At 52.0% G+C, this 20,334-nt stretch carries 20 protein-coding genes, 1 tRNA gene and 1 pseudogene; 6 read left to right on the forward strand and 16 right to left on the reverse strand.

Features of this window, described 5'->3' with window-relative positions; genetic code table 11:
• Nucleotides 1-213: 213 nt before the first annotated feature.
• From VB712_RS09070 to VB712_RS09080, 3 genes and pseudogenes are all read right to left on the reverse strand, one after another.
• Nucleotides 214-456 (reverse strand): annotated as a pseudogene (locus VB712_RS09070) (AAA family ATPase); the annotation flags it as partial.
• Between the two features lie 67 nt (nt 457-523).
• Nucleotides 524-1,015 carry a peptidase C15 gene (locus VB712_RS09075; RefSeq protein ID WP_323254242.1) on the reverse strand — a complete coding sequence of 164 codons (492 nt, stop codon included), beginning with the start codon at nt 1,013-1,015 and terminating at the stop codon, nt 524-526.
• Nucleotides 1,008-3,287 carry a ribonuclease R family protein gene (locus VB712_RS09080; RefSeq protein ID WP_323254243.1) on the reverse strand — a complete coding sequence of 760 codons (2,280 nt, stop codon included), beginning with the start codon at nt 3,285-3,287 and terminating at the stop codon, nt 1,008-1,010. Before VB712_RS09080 ends, VB712_RS09075 begins: the two co-directional genes overlap by 8 nt.
• A gap of 436 nt (nt 3,288-3,723) precedes the next feature.
• On the opposite strand from VB712_RS09080, the gene VB712_RS09085 reads away from it, so the two are divergent.
• Entirely contained in the window at nt 3,724-5,487 is a 1,764-nt protein-coding gene (locus tag VB712_RS09085) for an ABC transporter ATP-binding protein (protein ID WP_323254244.1), read from the forward strand.
• Nucleotides 5,488-5,541: 54 nt separating this feature from the next.
• Here the strand turns inward: VB712_RS09085 and VB712_RS09090 are convergent, their stop codons facing one another.
• Nucleotides 5,542-5,664, reverse strand: a complete 123-nt coding sequence (locus VB712_RS09090; protein ID WP_323254245.1) for an MFS transporter — start codon at nt 5,662-5,664, stop codon at nt 5,542-5,544.
• 14 nt (nt 5,665-5,678) lie between these two features.
• Nucleotides 5,679-5,828: a hypothetical protein gene (locus VB712_RS09095; RefSeq protein WP_323254246.1), complete on the reverse strand. Its 150-nt coding sequence runs from the start codon at nt 5,826-5,828 to the stop codon at nt 5,679-5,681.
• Nucleotides 5,829-6,045: 217 nt separating this feature from the next.
• Between VB712_RS09095 and dxs the strand changes: the two genes are divergently transcribed.
• Complete coding sequence (gene dxs, locus VB712_RS09100) at nt 6,046-7,956, forward strand: 1-deoxy-D-xylulose-5-phosphate synthase (RefSeq protein ID WP_323254247.1); 1,911 nt, start codon at nt 6,046-6,048, stop codon at nt 7,954-7,956.
• A 5-nt stretch (nt 7,957-7,961) separates the two neighbouring features.
• Here dxs and dcm read toward each other — a convergent pair whose 3' ends face one another.
• The 8 genes from dcm to VB712_RS09140 form a co-directional block, all read right to left on the reverse strand.
• A complete protein-coding gene (gene dcm / locus VB712_RS09105; RefSeq protein ID WP_323254248.1) occupies nt 7,962-9,284 on the reverse strand; it encodes a DNA (cytosine-5-)-methyltransferase in 1,323 nt (440 codons plus the stop codon).
• Nucleotides 9,284-10,303, reverse strand: a complete 1,020-nt coding sequence (locus tag VB712_RS09110) for a hypothetical protein (RefSeq protein ID WP_323254249.1) — start codon at nt 10,301-10,303, stop codon at nt 9,284-9,286. The genes dcm and VB712_RS09110 overlap by 1 nt, the downstream gene beginning before the upstream one ends.
• Nucleotides 10,304-10,348: 45 nt before the next feature.
• The gene (gene murD, locus VB712_RS09115; protein ID WP_323254250.1) at nt 10,349-11,710 is read right to left on the reverse strand and encodes a UDP-N-acetylmuramoyl-L-alanine--D-glutamate ligase; all 1,362 of its coding nucleotides are present in this window, start codon (nt 11,708-11,710) and stop codon (nt 10,349-10,351) included.
• The gene (locus tag VB712_RS09120) at nt 11,707-12,924 is read right to left on the reverse strand and encodes an ATP phosphoribosyltransferase regulatory subunit (protein WP_323254251.1); all 1,218 of its coding nucleotides are present in this window, start codon (nt 12,922-12,924) and stop codon (nt 11,707-11,709) included. The genes murD and VB712_RS09120 overlap by 4 nt, the downstream gene beginning before the upstream one ends.
• 55 nt (nt 12,925-12,979) lie before the next feature.
• Nucleotides 12,980-13,975 carry a J domain-containing protein gene (locus tag VB712_RS09125; RefSeq protein WP_323254252.1) on the reverse strand — a complete coding sequence of 332 codons (996 nt, stop codon included), beginning with the start codon at nt 13,973-13,975 and terminating at the stop codon, nt 12,980-12,982.
• Between the two features lie 95 nt (nt 13,976-14,070).
• Complete coding sequence (locus VB712_RS09130) at nt 14,071-14,919, reverse strand: inositol monophosphatase family protein (RefSeq protein ID WP_323254253.1); 849 nt, start codon at nt 14,917-14,919, stop codon at nt 14,071-14,073.
• Between the two features lie 39 nt (nt 14,920-14,958).
• Complete coding sequence (locus tag VB712_RS09135; RefSeq protein WP_323254254.1) at nt 14,959-15,522, reverse strand: thermonuclease family protein; 564 nt, start codon at nt 15,520-15,522, stop codon at nt 14,959-14,961.
• 23 nt (nt 15,523-15,545) lie between these two features.
• Complete coding sequence (locus VB712_RS09140) at nt 15,546-15,914, reverse strand: 2Fe-2S iron-sulfur cluster-binding protein (RefSeq protein ID WP_323254255.1); 369 nt, start codon at nt 15,912-15,914, stop codon at nt 15,546-15,548.
• Nucleotides 15,915-16,022: 108 nt separating this feature from the next.
• Here VB712_RS09140 and VB712_RS09145 point away from each other — a divergent pair.
• The 4 genes from VB712_RS09145 (at nt 16,023) to psb34 (ending at nt 18,162) form a co-directional block, all read left to right on the forward strand.
• Nucleotides 16,023-16,109, forward strand: a tRNA-Ser gene (locus VB712_RS09145).
• A 206-nt stretch (nt 16,110-16,315) separates the two neighbouring features.
• Nucleotides 16,316-17,269 (forward strand): NAD-dependent epimerase/dehydratase family protein, encoded by a 954-nt coding sequence (locus tag VB712_RS09150; protein ID WP_323254256.1) that lies wholly within the window; start codon nt 16,316-16,318, stop codon nt 17,267-17,269.
• 4 nt (nt 17,270-17,273) lie between these two features.
• Nucleotides 17,274-17,822, forward strand: a complete 549-nt coding sequence (locus VB712_RS09155; protein ID WP_323254257.1) for a hypothetical protein — start codon at nt 17,274-17,276, stop codon at nt 17,820-17,822.
• Nucleotides 17,823-17,991: 169 nt separating this feature from the next.
• Entirely contained in the window at nt 17,992-18,162 is a 171-nt protein-coding gene (psb34, locus tag VB712_RS09160) for a photosystem II assembly protein Psb34 (RefSeq protein WP_323254258.1), read from the forward strand.
• 120 nt (nt 18,163-18,282) lie between these two features.
• Here the strand turns inward: psb34 and VB712_RS09165 are convergent, their stop codons facing one another.
• The 3 genes from VB712_RS09165 to VB712_RS09175 all read right to left on the reverse strand — a co-directional run bounded on the left by VB712_RS09165 (nt 18,283) and on the right by VB712_RS09175 (nt 20,310).
• Complete coding sequence (locus VB712_RS09165; protein ID WP_323254259.1) at nt 18,283-18,777, reverse strand: anti-sigma factor family protein; 495 nt, start codon at nt 18,775-18,777, stop codon at nt 18,283-18,285.
• A 209-nt stretch (nt 18,778-18,986) separates the two neighbouring features.
• Nucleotides 18,987-19,646 carry a sigma-70 family RNA polymerase sigma factor gene (locus VB712_RS09170; RefSeq protein WP_323254260.1) on the reverse strand — a complete coding sequence of 220 codons (660 nt, stop codon included), beginning with the start codon at nt 19,644-19,646 and terminating at the stop codon, nt 18,987-18,989.
• 127 nt (nt 19,647-19,773) lie between these two features.
• Nucleotides 19,774-20,310: a late competence development ComFB family protein gene (locus VB712_RS09175; protein WP_323254261.1), complete on the reverse strand. Its 537-nt coding sequence runs from the start codon at nt 20,308-20,310 to the stop codon at nt 19,774-19,776.
• Nucleotides 20,311-20,334 lie beyond the last annotated feature (24 nt).

A 20,334-nucleotide genomic window follows, 5' to 3' on the forward strand; every position in this document is an offset into this window, starting at 1 on the left:
AGAGCCTCGATCCCCCCTGCCCCTTTAGCTCACTTTCCGCAGGTTGACATTTTATTTTTATAGCAATCCGACGTGATTGCTGAACAAAAAGATAACTGAAAGCCTTGCCCAGTAACAATAGTTATTTCATGAATCAAATGGGATTGCTATACTACACATTACCAACTATAGCAATCCGACGTGATTGCTATACACTAATCACCTCAAATCCAGAAGAGGCCGAATATCTAGCTCTTGACCACGACCTCGTTCATCACTGAAGATATATTCACCCCGACCGATCATCACTTCTCGCAATGATTCCAGATTAGATTGAGCATTAAGCAGTTGCACAGCTTCTAAAATTGAAGTTTTGCCACTATTGTTAGTCCCCACAAGCAAATTTAACCTGCCAAGCTGCTGAAGCTCAAACTTTGGGAGACAACGAAAATTTTCAATTTTGAGTGACTTCAGCATAGTTGGCAATTGATAGTCCAGTGTTCAGTTCAATATCTAGCAGCCCATCCTCAGAGAGGGATGGAATTCAAATTAACCGCCCCAAAATCGTCCTAAAATCCCCTAACACGATCGCCCGATTCAATGGCGTTAACAATGGCACATGAACAAACAAACCAAAACAAGGCCAATCCAACTGGGGCAACACCTCTAAAACGCCATAATACAGCCCCTCACAGACAAACAGCCCCGCATCCTCACTAATCCCCGTCATCGCTAAACCTGTGATCAGTTTCGGTAAATCCAAAGCCGTCCAATGGCAAGCGGTTCCCTCCCGCGCCCGCGCTTCCACAGTGAGGAGCGATCGCCCCTCCGCCATCCCACAACACACCACCCCCGCCGGCCGCACCTGCGCCATCGTCGCCAACACCGCCCGCCGCGCCAAAGCCGTATCCACCGGCAACTGACGCAGCAAATGATAACGATCATCCGGGGGCAATAGCCCCAGGAGATCATCGGCAGCATTGGAGCGATGATGAGCCAACCAAGGCGCAAAGGAAGTCAGGAGTAGCTTACTCATCCTCATCAAAATCGGAATTCACCGCCGCACTACCGCCGCTGACGGTGACAAGATCAATTTGTTGACGGTAATAATCCACACTCTTCACCTGTACCTCAACGCGATCGCCCAAACGGTAAGCGGTGCGATTTTTGCGGCCCACAAGGCAACTATGGCGGGAACGGTATTCATACCAATCATCCTTGAGGGAAGAAACATGAACCAACCCCTCCACCATTAACTCCTCAATTTCCACAAAGAAACCATAGGACTGCACCCCCGTAATCCAACCCTTGAAGACATCCCCGGTGCGAGCCTTCATCTTCTCCGCTTTTTTCAACCCTTGCAGATCATTCTCGGCATCTTCCGCCAACTTGAGCCGCTCATTGAGATGATGAACCACCTCGTGCATATCCGCTTCCCATTGGCTTTGGGTTGCCGGAGCCAACACATTCCAAGTCAGTTCATCATAGGATTCACTACTGCCGAGATTCACCGCCTTGCGCGATCGCGTCGTGCGGCGATCGCGCCCCTCCGTAAACAGCGTATTTAACAACCGCTGCATCAACAAATCCCCATAGCGTTGCCCCGGAGCCAACACCTGACAATAACCATCATTATAGGCCAACCCAAAATGAGGCACAGGTTTTGTCGCATAATGCACCGGCTTAATCGTTTTCTTGAGGAACTCGGTGAGAATTTTCGGAGCAGGAGAATTGGCAATTTCCTGGGTAAAGGTTTGATAATCTCCCGGTGTCAATTCATCCTCAGAATCGAGATCCAAATTGAGATCTAAATTTGTCCCCAACTTGATAAAATCCTCCAACTCCATCACATCCGGCTCCACATGACCACAATAAAGCGCTGGTAACTCCAACTTGCGACAATGATCAGCGATCACCTTCCCCGCCAAAATCCCCACATCCATCAACATTGACCGTAGCGGCACAGTGGGATCCACCGTAATCACCCCTAAACGACTTTCATCCTTAAAGGCATGGGAAAGGGGCAAAGTATGGAGGTCAAACCCACCCCGCTGCAACCGTTGCGCCTTCACCAAAGGCGCAAGGGTGAAAAACAATTGCTCCAGCATCGCGTTCGCTTCCGCCAAGTCCGATGGCGTATCCTCTTGCTGGCCTAAATAGGCCTGTACCTGTTGATAACTGAGTTGATGATCCACCTTAATCACACTGGGTTGAATATCAAACTCAATCACCTGGCCTGTTTTATCCAATGTCAGCAAAATACTAATCGCCAACCGCTCATGATCCATCACCAACGAACAGCGACGGGTAATGATATCGGGAAACAACGGTACAACAAAATCATCCAAATAGACCGCTGTGCCGCGTTTTTTCGCCTCATTATCCAAGGGAGAGCCTGGCTCAATATAATGGGCAAAATCAGCGATGTGAATCCCGAGTAACCATTGGCCATCATCCAGGGGTTCTAAACTAAAGGCATTCTCGATCAATTCCGGCGGCTTGCTTTTGAGGCGCTCCTCATCTTCGAGGGTAATGGTCAACACCGATCGCAGGTCAAAGCGTTTATTAATTTCCGCCTTGGCGATTTTGCCATTGGGGGCCGGTTTGGGGGTCAATCTGGCAAATTCCTGTACCTTCTCGCTAAAGCCTTGGGGTAGGTCATGTTTACAGGCGACAATATCCGTATCCGCTGCGGTTTCGGCATCGGAGCCGAGGATTTTTGTCACCCGACCCAGGGGTAAACTCGTACCGATGGCATAGCGGAGAATTTCCACATGGACGAGGTGATCAATGGCTTCTGCCAGTTCCTCCCCTGTGGTTTGTAGTGCAATTTCAAACAGCAAGCGGTCATCGAGGGGAACGGCGCGATAGCCCTGAGCGGTGTGTTTAATCCGGGCAAGGAGGGAGGGATTAGCCCGGTCTAAAATCACCTGAACTGCCCCCTCCGGAGAGCGGCGACGGCTGCCTTCCTTGATGATTTTAACGAGGACGCGATCGCCATTCCAAGCATTGCTTAAATAGCTTTCCCGCACATAAATATCATCCGCCCCCTCTTCATCCTGAATCGCAAAACAAAAGCCCTTACTTGAGCAGCGTAGCTTTGCCTCCACCATCCCTTCCGGAATCACCCGCCGATACTTACCCAACTCCTTATTCAGCAGGCCAATTTTTTCCAAGGCATCCAGGATGATCTGGAGCTTTTCGATACACAATTCATCTTCACAATCCAGCTTTTTTTCTAAAAATTTGGCCGCAACCAATTTCTCTGGACTGAATTGAGCTAATAATGTAGCGATTGAAAATTCCATGTTTTTAAATGAGGAACCAAAGGTGAACAAGGGAAGGGAGAAAGCATCATGTCTTGTGGTGTAGCCATGATGGAGGTTGGGTCTGCATCAAGTCCGATTGCAATGGGAACTGTGTTTATCCCTCGGATCAGGTCAGGGGGGAAATGGCAACAGCGTTTTAGTCTCTTGACAAGCGAAGAAGACAACAGAGGCAGCAAACACCGGCAGCATTGCCACGATCACTGGACGGGGGAGGGCTGACGAGGATCAAACGCTGGGATGCGTAGATCATCAAAATCCGTGAAGGCAGATAACCCTGCCATCATTTTAGGTTTAATGGGAACTTTCGCAACGGATTCGGGCAAAAAAGGCTACAATATTGCCCTAAACTTGTTCTTTTTGAGCTGTTTCCCGGCTCGATTCAGCCGCATTTTTGCCCCTCAGCCCCGCTGCTCTCTTGACATCTTCCCCTGTTCATCCCCTCCAACGTTTGCTCCATTATGGTCGCCGCTATCGCTTGGCCATTGGGCAGGCCACCACTTGTTCTATCCTGAATAAACTCTTTGATCTCGCGCCCCCGGTCTTAATTGGGGCGGCGGTGGATGTGGTGGTGAAACAGCAGGATTCCCTGATTGCGGGCTGGGGTGTGCGGGATCCGGGGGCGCAATTGGTGCTGTTGAGCGTTTTATCGGCGGTGATTTGGGGATTAGAATCGCTGTTTGAATATGGCTACGATCGCCTCTGGCGCAATTTAGCCCAACGGATGCAGCATGATCTGCGCCTTGAAGCCTATGATCATGTCCAAAATTTGGAGATGCGTTTTTTTGAGGATCGCAGTACTGGCGGGCTGTTGGCAATTCTCAATGATGATATTAATCAGTTGGAGCGGTTCCTCGATATTGGGGCGAATGAAATTCTTCAGGTGACAACGACGGTGATTGTGGTTAGTGGTGGTTTCTTTCTGCTTGCGCCGGAGGTGGCTTGGCTGACGATGATCCCGATTCCGATCATTATTTGGGGATCGATCGCCTTTCAAAACCGTTTAGCTCCCCGCTATGCTGCGGTGCGGGAAAAGGTGAGTCTCCTGAGTACGCGCCTCGCTAATAACCTCAGCGGCATTGCGACGATTAAAAGTTTTACCACCGAAGCCTACGAACTCGATCGCCTCCGCCAAGATAGTGCCGCCTATGGCCACAGTAATCGCCATGCCATTGCCCTTAGTGCGGCCTTTGTGCCGTTAATCCGGTTCGTGATTTTTGGTGGGTTTATTGCGACGTTGTTGTTGGGGGGGCAGGAGGCGATCGCCGGTCGTCTCGCGGTGGGAACCTATAGCACCCTCGTATTCATGACCCAGCGGTTGCTCTGGCCCCTCACCCGTTTAGGGCAAACCTTGGATCAGTACCAGCGGGCCATGGCTTCCACCCAGCGGGTGATGAATCTGCTCGATACACCGATCCGTATTGCTTTGGGGGGCCGGGTTTTACCCCAGGTGCAGGGGGCGATCGCCTTTAGTCAAGTTCAGTTTAGTTATCAACCGGGCTATCCCATTCTGCGGGGCTTGAGTTTAACGATTCCCGCCGGCCAAACCATCGGCATTGCCGGGGCGACGGGTTCGGGGAAAAGTACGCTCGTGAAACTCCTGCTACGATTCTATGAAATTGAGGGGGGTAGTATTACCATTGATGGCCTGGATATTCGCGATATTCAGTTAGGAGATCTGCGGCGGGCCATGGGTTTGGTGAGTCAGGATGTGTTCCTGTTCCATGGCACAGTAGCGGAAAATATCGCCTACGGGAGTCCAGGGGCCAGCGTTGCGGAAATTGGCAATGCGGCCAAATTGGCCGAAGCAGAAGACTTTATCGCCCAACTACCCCAAGGCTATGAAACGATTGTGGGGGAGCGGGGGCAAAAGTTATCGGGGGGACAGCGACAACGGTTGGCCATCGCCCGGGCCATTTTGAAAAATCCCCCGATTCTGATCCTCGATGAGGCTACCTCGGCGGTGGACAACGAAACGGAAGCGGCCATTAGTCGCGCTTTGGCCCATATTACGGAAAACCGGACGACGATTGCGATCGCCCACCGTCTTTCCACGATCCGCCACGCCGATCGCATCTATGTCATGGATCAAGGCCACATTGCCGAAGCGGGGGATCATGATACGCTCCTTGCCCAAGGGGGGATTTATGCCAATTTGTGGCGCGTCCAAACGGGGGAATAGCCTTATTCTGGCGTTTCCGTTTGGCGACGTTGGGCGGCTAATTTGAGCATGATTTCACTGTGAACCGCGCCCAAAGCGCGATCGCGTCTGGTCACTCAACCACCCCACCACCGGATCCAGCACCCCATCCCACACCCGCGCAATCAATAACACCGAACCGGCCTGAACCGGGGGCAACCCGACGACATTGGTTAAGAAGTAGAGCCAAAAAAAGACGAGAATACTCCCGGTGATCTTGCTGCTCCTTCCCCAACGCCATAGCTGAGTTGGGTTTTGAGCGTCAGCGGCACAGTTGGCCCTAGGGGCTGGGACTCAGGATCAAAGGTGGGTTTAAGGCTCATAACACCATCCAAACAGGCGTTAGGTCATTATGTTGCCAATGGGGCGGCGTTGGGCGGGCTATCTGACAGAGGACGGAGATTTGATCGCGAGGCGATCGCCCTCCCGATCCCTTCCATTAAGAAAATGTAACGAAACACCAATTTTTGCCCCTGTAATGGGGATAAATCCCGCTACAGTCTTAATTAACCTTGATATAACCCCCATAGCGTAAATCCTATGCATCTGAGCGAAGTCACCCATCCGAACCAATTACATGGCCTCTCCATTCGCCAACTGGAGGAAATTGCCCGTCAAATCCGTGAAAAACACCTAGAAACCATTGCCGCCAGCGGTGGCCACCTGGGCCCAGGCTTAGGGGTGGTGGAATTGACCCTTGGCCTTTACCAAACCCTGGATTTGGATCGGGATAAAGTCGTCTGGGATGTGGGCCACCAAGCCTATCCCCATAAACTGATCACCGGCCGTTACCACGATTTCCACACGTTGCGGCAGAAAGATGGGGTGGCGGGGTATTTAAAGCGTAGTGAAAACCGCTTTGATCATTTTGGGGCGGGCCATGCTTCAACGAGTATTTCCGCTGCCTTGGGGATGGCGATCGCCCGCGACCTCGCCGGCGATGATTACAAATCCGTTGCCATCATCGGCGATGGCTCCCTCACCGGGGGGATGGCCCTAGAAGCCATCAACCATGCCGGCCACCTCCCCCACACCCGCCTCATGGTCGTCCTCAACGACAACGAAATGTCCATCTCCCCCAACGTCGGGGCCATTTCCCGCTACCTCAACAAAGTGCGCCTCTCCGACCCCATGCAATTCCTCTCCTCCAACATCGAGGAGCAACTGCGCCATCTGCCCTTCTTTGGCGATAGCCTCAGCCCCGACATGGAGCGCCTCAAGGAAAGTATGAAGCGGCTCACCGTTCCCAAAGTAGGGGCAGTCATTGAAGAATTGGGCTTTAAATACTTTGGCCCCGTCGATGGTCACAATCTCGAAGAACTAATCGACACCTTCAACCAAGCCCACAAAATGCCCGGCCCCGTCCTCGTCCATGTGGCCACCACCAAGGGCAAAGGCTACGAAATCGCCGAAAAAGACCAAGTGGGCTACCATGCCCAATCCCCCTTTGACCTCACCACCGGCAAAGCCTACCCCAAGAAAAAACCCACCCCCCCCAGCTACTCCAAAGTTTTCGCCCATACCCTCACCACCTTGGCGGCCAATAACCCCAAAATCGTCGGCATCACCGCCGCCATGGCCACAGGGACGGGCCTCGATAAGCTTCAGCAAAAACTGCCGAAACAATATATCGATGTCGGCATTGCCGAGCAGCACGCCGTCACCCTCGCCGCCGGTCTAGCCTGCGAAGGCGTGCGCCCCGTCGTCGCCATCTATTCCACATTCCTACAACGGGCCTACGATCAAGTGATCCATGATGTCTGCATTCAAAAACTGCCGGTGTTCTTCTGTATAGACCGGGCCGGCATTGTCGGAGCCGATGGCCCCACCCACCAAGGGATGTATGACATCGCCTATCTACGCTGTTTGCCTAATTTGGTGATTATGGCCCCCAAAGATGAATCGGAATTACAGCAAATGTTGGTGACAGGGGTAGATTATACCGATGGCCCCATTGCGATGCGCTATCCTCGCGGCAATGGTGTGGGTGTGCCTTTGATGGAAGACGGTTGGGAGCCGTTGGAAATTGGCAAAGGGGAAATTCTCCGTCATGGCGATGATCTGCTGCTGTTGGGCTATGGCTCGATGGTACAAACCGCGCTCCAAGTGGCGGAATTGCTGGGTGAGCATGGCATTGGCGTGACGGTAATTAATGCCCGCTTTGTGAAGCCCCTCGATACTGATCTGATTGCGCCTTTAGCGCGTCAGATCGGCAAAGTGGCAACCATTGAAGAGGGTTGTTTAATCGGCGGTTTTGGTGCTGCGGTATTAGAAGCCTTACAGGATCATGATGTCCATGTGCCGGTGAAACGTTTTGGTGTACCGGATATTCTGGTGGATCATGCCACACCGGATCAATCCAAAACTGATCTGGGCCTCACCGGCTCCCAAATCGCCGAGCAATTACGGGCCACATTCTTCGCGGCTCAACAGCCCTCTGCCGTCCTCTAAATTCCTCACCCGGCCACATCACTTGTGGCCGGGTCATTCATCCATAGATTGCTTTGTTTTGCCTTGATTAAGTGAGCATAGTTGTTGACAAAAAAATCTTCAATAACCGCTTTGATCACTGGCACAGAAACTCCGTTTCCCATTTGCATATACACTGCATTTTCATCACTGATTAACTGATAAGAATCAGGATATCCTTGCAATCGAGCGCACTCACGTGGGGTAAGTCTTCTCGCAATCCCATGATGAACAACACCAAGCCGGTTTGCATCTGATGCTGTCAGCGTAATTGAAATCCGATTGGGGTCTAAAAATTTAAAGACTTCAAAAGACATATTACCAGCAACTGGATTATATTTACCATCGTAACAGCTAATATATCCCTTTGATTCGAGCGAACACAATAATTCAGGCAAATCTTCATTGTTATAGAATGTTTTGATCTGATCAACTGTTAAGGCTTTTCCATCTTGATGGATTCCAAATTGTTTTTTTCTTCGGTTAGCAATGAGAAGATTCATAAAAGCAATTTCTTTCCTTGTACATTCTCCTTTCAGTCCCAATTCCCAGGAATGAATGGACTGACCACCCCGATAATCGATGAGTCTGTAGCCATGTAGCACTGACAGATCATTTCCAACAACCTTCTTAAGTTTTTTGACAAATGCTTCTGTACAGTAATACCTTTGATGCACATCTGTTTCAAGAATATCACGTACTAAAACTGTTTTTTGGGGCTGTTCAAATAAATTTCCCTGAATATGATTGGCATCGTATTTATGGGAATCAGCAGGCCCTGGATCAGAATATAAATTAGTCTTGATAGAACCCCAGCGAGAGCCGAGGATATAAATCCTTACTCGATTTTGAGGTACGCCAAAATTACTACTATTCAGCAATAAGTGATGGACTGAATAGCCGAGATCTATTAAGTGTGTTGTGATGGTTTCAAATGTTCGCCCTTGATCATGGGTGGTGAGTCCCCTGACATTTTCTAGTAAAAAAAATGATGGCTTATATAGCTTTAGAAGCCTTTCAACTTCAAAAAATAGTGTGCCACGAGTATCTCCAAAGCCTTTTTGTTTTCCAGCATAAGAAAATGCTTGGCAAGGAAAACCCGCTAAGAGAAAGTCAAATTGTGGCAATACTTCCAAATCACGAATATCGGATTTGGGATTAACTTCATAATTTAATTCATATGATTCACAAGCTTTTTGATCAATTTCACAGGAATACACACATTCAGTTTTGATGTCTTGTTCACTACAAGCCCATTCAAATCCAAGCCTAATTCCACCGGTTCCTGCAAATAAATCAACGAAACGCATTATAATTGACTCTCTATCCATTGTGACAGTACCTCAAACTCTTCTAAACTATAGGCAATCGTGCAATCACTATGAGTGCAAATGGTTGAAATGGCAGAAGACCGTTGGAAATTTCCCGCTCCATCTATGACATAAGCTATCCTATGTCCTTCTGCACTCATTAACCTCCTGCGGTCAGCAGCTTGTCCTGCTTTTCGCTCAATTGTGCTGTTAGTAGTAACCTGAAAACTGACTTCAATGCCAATCATTGTATTGCGTTTACTAACCACAATATCAAAAGGCATACCCTGGGAATTTTCGTGATTTTTGAGATGTATCGTTCCATTGTTCACCACAATAAATTCACTTCCCAGTCTCTTTTGTAAGAAATCTAGCAGTTCAGTTTGGGCAAGCTGCCCTAATTTGTTTGCAGTTGCTCCACCTGTTATACGACTAACTGTGATATAGCGCTGCTTTACAAAAGATTCTAGTGCCTCTGAATTTCCCAATAAAGAGCCAATATCACAAGCATCAAGTCTGGCTTGATTTGCCACATTAGATGTGGCTGCAAAAAGCAGAATTGCAATCATATCAGAAGTTAGATCATTAAGATCATTTTCTTTGGTGAGGCCATCTCCATCAATTTGTAGTCTCTTGTTGTTAAGATTTTTTACTGGCATCGCTTTAAATCGATATTCAAAGCTTTTTCCACGCCATATAAATTCAAAAAAATAGCCATCTTGATCTTTTGGGAAAATATCTGAAAATGATTTTCCTAAACGCTGAATAGGTTCTCCGCCATAATCTGCCAATACCACCAAATGCTTGAGAAAAAGGTTAGCTGGATAACCTGCGGATTTGATCAAGTCAAATAATTGAAATGGGTTTTTCTTGCTCAAATGCAGTAGACGAAGAAAGTCATCTTGGGTTCGTAAGAGCAAGGGCAGCACGTTGGCTAAAGCATTTTTTTCTTTGAGGCTTTCTGGCCACCAAAGGGTGGCATGGGTTTTAAGTTCTGATAGATCACGTTTGTAGTTCATGTCTTATTTCGTGGATAAAAATCCACACTCCGAACAATGAACATTTTACTGCGCTGCAGATTGTTGCATTTCCTGGCACAAGCGGCGGAAATGATCGCCTCTTTCCTCGAAGCTGCGGTATTGGTCGAAGCTGGCACAGGCAGGGGAGAGTAAAACGGTGGTGGCTCCGTTGGTTTGGGCGAGGGTGAGGCTGCGAGGGATGGCACAGTCGAGGGTTTCGACGATTTCGTAAGCGGTGTAGCCGACGCTGGCGAGGCGATCGCCAAATTGCGCAGCCGCATCACCAATCAGGAGGACAGCGGCGGCTTTGGTTTGGATCGCCTCGATCCAGGCGGTATCATCCCCCACTTTGGGATCGCCCCCAGCGATCAGGATCGTGGGGGTGGGGACGGCCATTAAGCCTACCCAGGCGGCATCGTAGTTGGTGGCTTTGCTGTCGTTGATGAATTGGATGCTTTGATGGGTGCAGATATATTCTAAACGGTGGGGTACGCCGGGAAATTGAGTTACGGCATGGGCGATCGCCTCTCCCCCCACCCCTGCTAATCGGGCCGCACCAATGGCCAGCAACAAATTCTGCTGATTGTGATCCCCCAACATTTTTAAATTCCCTAGGGGCATGATCCGTTCCCCAAAGGCGATCGCCTCTCCATTTTCCACATAAATGCCCCGCTCAGGAGGACAGGGTAAGGCATCACTGCCCCGAACAGAAGTCCAATAGGCATCGGGCCAATCGGCGGCACGACTGCGTAAATAGGGATCATCACTATTGAAAATTTGCTGCTGGCTGCGGTGGAGGAGGCTGGCTTTAATTTGGTAGTAGTTTTCGAGGGTGTAGTGGCGGGCTAAATGGTCGGGGGTGAAGGTTGTCCAGATGCCAATGTGGGGGGCGAGGGTGGCGGAGGCTTCAATTTGATAGCTACTGACTTCAGCAATCACCCAATCCGGCGCGGTGGGGTTGAGGGCTAATTCACAGGCGGCATTGCCGATATTGCCGCAGGCGGGGGCATTGTGGCCAGCGGTTTGGAAGATGGCGGCGGTGAGGGCGGTGGTGGTGGTTTTGCCGTTAGTGCCGGTAATACCGACCCAAGGACTATTCTGGAGTCGTTGCCAAGCCAGTTCCATCTCACCCATGATCACAACGCCCGCTGCACGGGCAGCCATGAGGAGGGGACTATCCCAAGGTACGCCGGGGCTGACAATGATTAAATCCGGGTGGCCTTGGCTGAGATCAAGTTCTGCCCCCAGTTGGACGGGGATATTGGCGGCGAGGAGTTGGGCTTGGAGGGGGTGGAGGGCGGGGTTGGTGCTGCGATCGCTCACCTCTACGGCATACCCCTGTGCTTTTAATACCCGTGCCGCTGCTACCCCAGAACGGCCCAGTCCGATAATATGTGCTTTTTTCATCCCACTACCTCAATTTCTGGTGTCCCTTCCCCATCCACCCAAGCCAAGCGACGGATGCTGCTGGCGCGGGCATAATCCCGGAGTTGGGCAGGCGATCGCCCCCCTAAATCCAACTCCACCCGGACTAAATGCTCCGATTGCCGCAACTGCTGGGCATAGGTGAAGGCCATGGCTTCCGCTGCGGGAGTTTTGGGAATCACGAGCCAATCATTGACGGGCATGGTTTGGGGCAGTTGGGGGGCGGCTAAGAGGGCGGCGTGGAGGTCTTCGAGGTTGAGGGCAAAGCCGATGCCTGCGCCCCCTTCCCCATTGGGATCGTAAAGGCCCAGCAGTTGATCATAACGCCCCCCCTTACCGACGACACGGGCATAATTTTGGCGAGAAGCGACCACTTCAAAGACAATACCCGTGTAGTAATCGATGGTTTCCAACAGGCTGAGATCGAGGATTAAGGGGAGTTCCTGGGGGGAACTGTGGCGCACCCGCTCGATTAAGGTTTTTAAATTTTCCACAGAGGCTTGGCCCGTGGCATCAAGGTCTAATTGGCTCACCCGTTGGAGGACATCCTCGGGCCGGCCCCGCAGGTTCAAGATCAGCAGGGCGCGATCGCGCAGTTCCGGCGTAAGGTCGAGGGCTTCAAGGCCAATGCGATCGAGATGGGCGATCGCCTCTCGCACCGCCCCCCGTTGTTCAGGGGGGAAAGGAGCCAGGAGCGATCGGGTCAATTCCGCCTGACCCAAGAGCAAATGCCAATCCTTTAACCCCAACGCTTGCAAACAATCCACCACCAACAGCAGAATTTCCGTATCTGCCAAACTGCCCCCGGTGTAGAGTAATTCCACCCCCATTTGGTAAAACTCCACCTGGCGGCCGTGGTGACTCTGGGCCGCCCGCCGAAAGACATTGGCATTGTAATAGAGCCGGAGGGGATGCTTATCCCCCGCCATCCGGGTGACAGCAGCACGGGCAATGGAAGCCGTAAGTTCCGGCCGCAGCCCTAGCCGTCCCTGGGCCGTTTCCCCCACCTCGATCACCGTATCCGGTTGAATGGCTCCCCCAGCGGTGAGAGTATCCAGCCATTCCAACGTTGAGGTAATAATGCGCTGATACCCCCAGCGCTGAAAAACAGCCTGTAAACGGTCAACAATCCAGCGTTTCTGCGACACCTCCAAGGGTAGAATGTCGCGGCTTCCGGCGGGGGGCTGGTGAATCATCATCAGGGGGGGTTAAAAGAGTTTATACAGAACAGTCCCAATCGGCGGGATCACACTACTTTTTTTTACCACCAAACAGCCCCCCAAACATACCACCCCCATCCGCCTTGGGATCGGATTTGCCTTTAGCTTTCTGCTTGGCATCTTCCGCCGCTTTGTGCTTGGCATTGGCCCCCCCACTGGAGTTGGAGCCAGCACTGTGGGCGGTGAGGGGCTGACCCAGTTTTTTCTCGATCACGGCCTTACATTGCAGGGCGATCGCCTCCTGGGGATTCGACTGGAGGGATTTGAGAATATGCACCTTGGCCATGCTGACCTGATTTTGCTTCAGGTAAGCCATCCCCAAAAGACCATGACAGGTACTATTCTTCGGATCTAGTTTTAGGCCATCCCGCAGTTCTAAAACCGCTTTGGCAAAATTATTTTTACCGATATATTCCTGGGCGCGGCGGACGTAGGTCAACACCGGCGAGGCTTCTTCTGGCGCTGCCGTGGGTTTGGCCGCTTGGCTGGATGTGGATGGGGCTACCGTGGGGGCTGGTTTCGCCGTCGGGGGGGTCTGCCGTAGCCCTTGGCCCGCTTTGAGCATCAAATAAACTAGGTTTAACTCGCTCAATTCGCCAATATTTTGCTCGCAAGCAGCAATGGATTTGTATTGGTTTTCTGTCAGAGCCTTGAGGGCTTGGGCATAGGCGAGGTCAACATTGCCCCCAGCCTTGAGGAGATTTTTCGCCATCTCGCTATGGAGGTTGGGCGTATTGCCTTCGCTGGCTAATCGTTTACCCGTTTGTTCCAGAACAATTTGATGCTCGTGGTGGGTTTTGCCCTTGAGGGTTTCGTAGGCGGGGTTAATCAATTTGGAAAGCAGTTCGCTGGCCTGTTGCCGCTCTGCATCACTGTTGACTTTCACCGTATCAGGATGGAGGAGCCGTGCCAGTTTAAGATACCGTTTACGCACGGTATTGGCATCCGCTGTGACAGGTATGCCCAGCACAGCATGGTGATCCGTCAAATCATATTTAAAGAGTCCATACTTAATGGTTAGGGACATAGTGCTTCACCGAAAACATCACTCATAATCTCTTAGTATCCTCTAGATTCCCCTGGATGAGGGCATTCTGCGACGGAGCTTAATGTTATTAATCATCAAGGCGATAACTGGGCCATTTGAGTGGCATCACTCCAAACGGCAATGGGGGGGGTTTGGGCGAGGGCCTGGCTCAGGGAGTGGTGGATCGCGCCGTTGGTGGCTAAAAGGCGACCTGATTCAATGTTAAAGGGGGTTTGATCGTAGGCAGTGACTCGGCCCCCCGCTTCCTGGACTAAGACAACCCCAGCGGCTAAATCCCAGGGTTTTAGGCCCCGCTCCCAATAGCCATCGAGGCGACCGCAAGCCACTAAGGCGAGATCGAGGGCGGCGGATCCCCCTCGGCGTACCCCTTGGGTGAGGTGGGTGAGGTAGCAGAATTCGGCGTAGTTATTGTCGGTGGTGGTGTGGCGATCGTAGGCGAAGCCGGTGACGAGGAGACTATTGCGCAGTTGGGCTGTGGTGGAAACTTGGATCGGTTGGCGGTTGCAGGTGGCTCCTAGGCCTTGGGCAGCACGGTAGAGGCGATCGCCCCCCGGATCATAAATCACCCCTAACACCGGCTCCCCCCCAATGAGCAGGCCAATGGAAACGGCGGAGGCGGGGTAACAGTGGGCGTAATTCGTCGTGCCATCGAGGGGATCAATCACCCAATGGTAGCGATCGCTCTTCCCCTGTTGAAACCCCGATTCTTCCGCCAAAATCGTATGATCCGGCAGGTGGCGGGCGAGGGTAGCCAGGATCACCGCTTCCGATTGTTTATCGGCTTCGGTGACTAAATCTCCAGGGCGGCCCTTTTCTTCAATGGTTTCTAGTTTGCCCCAATGGGCTTTGAGAATCGCACCAGCAGCTAAGGCCGCTTCAGTGGCAATATCGAGGAACGTTTGCAGCGGTTCGGCTTGGGCCATGGGTGAGGAAAGATTGCAACAACAAAAATGAACGGCGCGTTAACGGCGAAATTCTGCCGGAGTTTGGCGCAGGGGCTGATCCGGTTGCCAAATGCCCACACCTTTTATTCTTGCATAGTCTTGGGCATGGCTCAATCGCTGCTGAATCGGCGAGGGGCTATCACTCCCCTGAGCCAACACATAGCCCTCTGCCACCAACCACCGATTCATCCACAAATCCCCCTGCCACAGATGCCCCCAATAGCGATCGTATTGATCCGGTTCGGGGCGATCTAGGGCGAGGGTAACGGTGGGGCTTTGTTTCAATTGATTTTCGAGAGCGGTTTGAGCCGCTTCCCCCCAAGGAGCCTGTTCTAGATCCGGGGCATTAATCCCACTGAGGCGTAGGGTAATGGGAGCTTGGGGATCGTAGGGAAAGCCCCGCAACACAACAACTTGACCACTAATTACTCGGTCAATGGTCACGGTTAATCCTGGGGGGGGTGGGGGTTCCGGTTGGCAACTGCTGAGGAGGAGGAGGGCGAAAATCCATAAAATTTTGCTGATCTGGACAAACACCCTAAACACCCTAGGGGAATCAACAGGGCAGGAACGTTTAGGCATCACAGCCATAAACCCTTATCGCGTTAATCGTCATCCAGGGGGAGACCGATGCGCACCGGCCCCTTGCCAAAATAGCGACCAAATTGCAGTTCATAGACCTCATCTTCATCCTGAGTCTCCACCACCAGATCGGAGCGGGCATAGCTCACACAGAGGAGGGCATAGCCCTGGGCTTGGAGGTCGGGGGAAAGGCCCATCGCTTCCGGTTGCACTAAATCCCCCTGTTTGACGCGGACGGCGCAGGCAGTACAGGCCCCATTCCGGCAGGAGAAGGGAAGGATATACCCCTCAGCTTCGAGGCTGTGGAGAATATATTGATCATCAGGGACTTGGGCGGTGAAGGTTTGGCCCCGTTGGCGATCGTGGACTTGGATGGCGTAGTAATTGGGCATAGTTCCCCCGGCAACAGCCCCCCTATTGTACAAAAATTGGTGGAAATGTTGATCCCTGTTTTGACGATGTGCTCTTATGCTGCTACAATGGAAAACTGCAACGCACCTGGAGAGGTGGCCGAGTGGTCGAAGGCGCAGCACTGGAAATGCTGTAATGGGGTAACTCATTCGAGGGTTCGAATCCCTCCCTCTCCGTACCTACCGTTTATATACGTCTTAGTCCCTCCCTCCGCCGCAGTCGGCATGATCCCCCCGGCTACGCCGACCCCCTTGAAAAGGGGGTTTTTGGTTTAAACGGGTTTTTTGATTTTGGGACAAGGGTTTGGGGGCGAAAAATTTTTCGCCCCTACGGGGGGAGAGATTGGATTATATTGGCTTAGAGTTTGACTAGGCAAATGGTGATGAAAGCGTTGGTAACGGGGGCAAATGGCTTTACGGGTTCCCATTTGGTGCGGGCCTTGGTGGCCCGGGGTTTTGATGTGGTGGGATTGGTGCGGCGGACGAGTAATTGCGATCGCCTCGCTGACCTCCCCCTCACCTTCGCCTATGGGGATATCACCGATCGCCCCAGCCTTGATCCGGCCATGGCGGGGATAGATTGGCTGTTTCATACGGCGGCGGATGTGGATTTGGGGATTGTGGATGGCGATCGCATGGCCCGGGTCAATATTGAAGGGACACGCAACGTTCTCGCCGCAGCCCAAGCGGCTAACATCCAAAAAATGGTCTATTGCAGCACCATCGGCATCTATGGCGATACCCAAGGGGAAACCATTAACGAAACATTCCAACGCCGCCAACAGGGGTTTTCCTCCGCCTACGATCGCACCAAATATGAAGCTCAAGCATTAGTCAATCAAGCCGCAGCGGCAGGTTTTCCCGTTGTTAGTGTGATGCCGTCGGGGATTTTTGGCGTGGATGACCCCCATTTTGGCCCCGTGATTCAGTTATTTTTAAAGGGTAAACTGCCCTTTTGGGTGGGGGGCGATCGCATTACCGGCATTGTTCATGTGGATGATCTCGTTGAAGCGATGATTCTCGCCGCCGAAAAAAGCCAACCCGGTGAGCATTACATCATCTCCACCGCCGACCTTCCCACCCGCGAAATGTTCGCCTACCTAGGGCAAAAAGCCGGGATTCCCACCCCCAAGGAAGCTCCCAAACCCCTCGTTTACGCCCTCACCGCCCTCCTCGATCCCCTAGGGCATCTCTTCAACTGGAACCCCCCCTTGAGCCGCGAACGCCTCCACTACGTCTATGAACGCTGTGTGCGCGTCACGGGCCAAAAAGCCAAGGATCAACTGGGGTGGAATCCCCGCCCCCTCACCGCCATCTTTGATGAATTTCTCCCCTGAATCCATGCTTGATCTTGCCGGGTTAATGGCCCGCTACGGCCTTACCCGCCGTTCTCAACTCGATGAACGCCTTGAGGCGGTGGGGGAAACGCTCCACTACGATCCCCAAGTGGGCGACTATGCCGACGTTCCCCTAGTGCAACACCTGGATGATCTGGATCGTTGGTTAAGGCAAGGGAAAAGCTTGGGGGACTATACCGCCATGGGCAAAGTGCGGATCATTAGTTCTGTGGGGGAAGAAATGCGAGGCGGGGCGATCAATGTGGCTCCCGTTGCCGATCTGGTGAAAGAGCCAGAAAATCCGCTCACGCCCGTGGTGATCACGTTATCCGAAGCTTTAGCCGCCCAAACCCCCACCCCTGTTTCACCCCTGCAAGTGTGGCGAGAATTAGAAGAAGCCTGTAGTTGCGGTTGGATTCTCTCCACCTCCCAAATTCGCACCCTCACCGGCATTACACCCTATGGGGATGTTTATGAGTATGGTGCATTTCGTTTTAAGCGCAATGGCAAGATTGGCCGTGAGGCCGCTTGGGAAGTGTGGAAAAGTTCTTGAATGCCCTCACGCCTAGGGGGATCGAGAATTTTGGGCAAATTTTTGCCAAAAGACGACCTTTTTTGTAATGTTTCGTTACAAATATGACATAATGGGGCCATGGCAGTTGGTTCTGTTCTTGCCCAGATCAGCCTCAACGCCCCCCTGTTTAGCATTAGGAACATAAAAAATGCCCTATACCCAAGAAGAAGGCGGCCGGATCAACAACTTTGCCGTTGAGCCGAAAATGTATACTACTGAGCCTCCCACCACGACAGAAAAGCGCAATTACATTATCGCTGGGGTGGTTGCCCTCGCTTTTGTGACAGGGGTGGTGTTTGTGGCGTTCTCGGTGTCTTAGATTTCCTTGCTCTTGATCAACAAAGGGGGAGATGATTGCTCATTTCCCCCTTTATGGTTTTCTATTTTCAGCTTAGGGATCAGACTAAAGTCCGCACGACAGGCAACGGAGTTGAGGAGCCTAATATTGAGTGGTGGGAATATCCACCACTGGCCGGTCAATGGAAATGCTCAAATCTTTAACCATGGCCTCAGGGGCAAGGGGAATATCCACCACCGGCTGACTAACGGCAATCAGGAGACTGGTCGCGTCGGGTTCTGCTTCTGGGGTTTGGGCAAAGCGGGGAGCAAGGGGGGATTGGGGAGCGAGGAATGAGAGCGCACCAACCACCGTTGCGGCGATCGCCCCCCCACCCCAAGCCACCCAGCGGAAACGGCTATGGCGTTGCGCTTCATCGGCAAATACACCCGCTAACAGGTCATCAGCGGAGGTTTCCATCACGGGAATGGGGAGGGTTTGCAACCCGTAGCGCAGTTGCGTGAGGCGTTGGTGCAACTGTTGCATGGCGGGATCATGATCTAGCCAGTCCTGTACCTGCTGCCGCTCTGAGGGGCTAACTTCACCATCAAGGTAGGCACTGAGGAGTTCAAAGCGATCGCGTTGGTAAATGTCCATGGGTGAATCTAGATCCGATAAGTCAGAGAAATAGGTTTGATCCCCAAAGGAATCATCGAGATGGTGTGCGTGAGACTGATTGTGATTGAGTGTCATGATTCACCCCCTAGCGGCTTGACAAATCCCCAAAGTTGACTATTTTTTAAGTTTACATTCTAGCCCCTTTGATGAGCGATCGCTAGATCCTCCCGTCACAATCCGCGACGGAATTACTCATGGGTCAAATAGGGCGTTAACTCCTCTTGGAGTTTGAGACGGGCGCGGGCAATGCGAGACTTGACGGTTCCGAGGGAAACCCCCGTCATTTCGGCAATTTCCTCATAGGCTAGCCCTTGAATTTCCCGCAGGACAATCGTCGTGCGGAAGGCCTCGGGGAGATCGGCGATCGCCAACTGAAGCTTTTCATAAAACTCCCGCGTGGCCAACTGATCATCGGGGCGGGGCGCATCACAGGCGATTTCCCAGGTCATTTCCCCGTCATCCATGCGCCGAGGCGCATCGAGGGAGAGGGGAGGAGCATTCCGTTTCCGTTTCCGCAGTTCATCGTAAAACAGGTTGGTAGCAATGCGACCTAACCAGCCTTTGAACTTACTGGGTTCTTTCAAGCGGTTGATATTGCGATAGACCCGAATCCAAACCTCTTGCACCAAATCGGCACGATCTTGCCAATCGGGGGCGAGGTGGTAAAGGATTCGTTCCACATGGGGCTGATAACGACGCAGCAGTTCAGAGAATGCAGCGCGGTCCGGTTTAGCACCCTGTTGGCAACGCAAGATCAGGTCGTAGTTGGGTAATTTGTTAAACGACACCAAAGGCGAAGGTGAGTGAGCCTCAAGGGTTGACCAATGTGCAGAAACAGATTGACTCATGGGATCGTGCTGGAGAACGTTTTACCCTTCTTCCCGTTGGGACGCAGGGATTTCAGGAATGTTCCCCCCCCAACCCCCTAAGTTCAGCCAAACGACGGATCAACCCCAGCGGATGGATTACGGGAAATTAACTAGGATTGCTCGATTCATACTGGCGAGCATGGGATTGGAGCAAATGGTTCACCTGTCTAAGCACATCGCTACTCTTGAAGGCTTGGCGATCGGGATTGGGATCCGGCGCTTGTAAATTCCGGGAAATCGCCTCATTAATTTGCTCGCGAATTAAACCCTGTAACTCTTCTTTCGCTTTTTTGCGCTGATAGCTGGCCCCCTCTTCCGTCGTGGCATAGAGGGGAGGAAGACGATTGAGGGCATAGGCGGCGATATCCCCCACATCCAAGGGGGGATCAATGCTGGCATCTAGTTCCGCCACCCGGCCAATGGATTCACTTAACACCAGTTCCTCCATGACGTTAATAAATTGCTTGCGGGGAACGGCTACCACTTCCCCGGTGAGTAACGCCCCCATCAGACGATCCAACGCCATATATTCTTCAATGGACAATTCCGAAGCGGTATCACAAATCCGCCCCACCTCCGCCTCCATCGTGGGGGTCAGGTAGCCATCAGAAAGGGCTTGTTCAACAATTCGCTCTATGCTCATAACGTTACTTTATCGCTGTTGGGG

Origin of the sequence: Spirulina sp. CCNP1310 (assembly GCF_034932185.1) — a bacterium.
Taxonomy (GTDB): Bacteria; Cyanobacteriota; Cyanobacteriia; order Cyanobacteriales; family Spirulinaceae; genus Spirulina.

Excerpts from the sequence above, each read along its gene's own strand:
- VB712_RS09135 (WP_323254254.1), bottom strand. The coding sequence starts at position 15,522 with ATGCCTAAACGTTCCTGCCCTGTTGATTCCCCTAGGGTGTTTAGGGTG.
- murD (WP_323254250.1), bottom strand. The coding sequence starts at position 11,710 with ATGAAAAAAGCACATATTATCGGACTGGGCCGTTCTGGGGTAGCAGCG.
- VB712_RS09155 (WP_323254257.1), top strand. The coding sequence starts at position 17,274 with ATGCTTGATCTTGCCGGGTTAATGGCCCGCTACGGCCTTACCCGCCGT.
- VB712_RS09080 (WP_323254243.1), bottom strand. The coding sequence starts at position 3,287 with ATGGAATTTTCAATCGCTACATTATTAGCTCAATTCAGTCCAGAGAAA.
- VB712_RS09170 (WP_323254260.1), bottom strand. The coding sequence starts at position 19,646 with ATGAGTCAATCTGTTTCTGCACATTGGTCAACCCTTGAGGCTCACTCA.
- VB712_RS09110 (WP_323254249.1), bottom strand. The coding sequence starts at position 10,303 with ATGAACTACAAACGTGATCTATCAGAACTTAAAACCCATGCCACCCTT.
- dcm (WP_323254248.1), bottom strand. The coding sequence starts at position 9,284 with ATGCGTTTCGTTGATTTATTTGCAGGAACCGGTGGAATTAGGCTTGGA.
- VB712_RS09150 (WP_323254256.1), top strand. The coding sequence starts at position 16,316 with ATGAAAGCGTTGGTAACGGGGGCAAATGGCTTTACGGGTTCCCATTTG.
- VB712_RS09075 (WP_323254242.1), bottom strand. The coding sequence starts at position 1,015 with ATGAGTAAGCTACTCCTGACTTCCTTTGCGCCTTGGTTGGCTCATCAT.
- VB712_RS09120 (WP_323254251.1), bottom strand. The coding sequence starts at position 12,924 with ATGATTCACCAGCCCCCCGCCGGAAGCCGCGACATTCTACCCTTGGAG.
- VB712_RS09140 (WP_323254255.1), bottom strand. The coding sequence starts at position 15,914 with ATGCCCAATTACTACGCCATCCAAGTCCACGATCGCCAACGGGGCCAA.
- VB712_RS09125 (WP_323254252.1), bottom strand. The coding sequence starts at position 13,975 with ATGTCCCTAACCATTAAGTATGGACTCTTTAAATATGATTTGACGGAT.
- VB712_RS09095 (WP_323254246.1), bottom strand. The coding sequence starts at position 5,828 with ATGAGCCTTAAACCCACCTTTGATCCTGAGTCCCAGCCCCTAGGGCCA.
- VB712_RS09165 (WP_323254259.1), bottom strand. The coding sequence starts at position 18,777 with ATGGACATTTACCAACGCGATCGCTTTGAACTCCTCAGTGCCTACCTT.
- psb34 (WP_323254258.1), top strand. The coding sequence starts at position 17,992 with ATGCCCTATACCCAAGAAGAAGGCGGCCGGATCAACAACTTTGCCGTT.
- VB712_RS09130 (WP_323254253.1), bottom strand. The coding sequence starts at position 14,919 with ATGGCCCAAGCCGAACCGCTGCAAACGTTCCTCGATATTGCCACTGAA.
- dxs (WP_323254247.1), top strand. The coding sequence starts at position 6,046 with ATGCATCTGAGCGAAGTCACCCATCCGAACCAATTACATGGCCTCTCC.
- VB712_RS09175 (WP_323254261.1), bottom strand. The coding sequence starts at position 20,310 with ATGAGCATAGAGCGAATTGTTGAACAAGCCCTTTCTGATGGCTACCTG.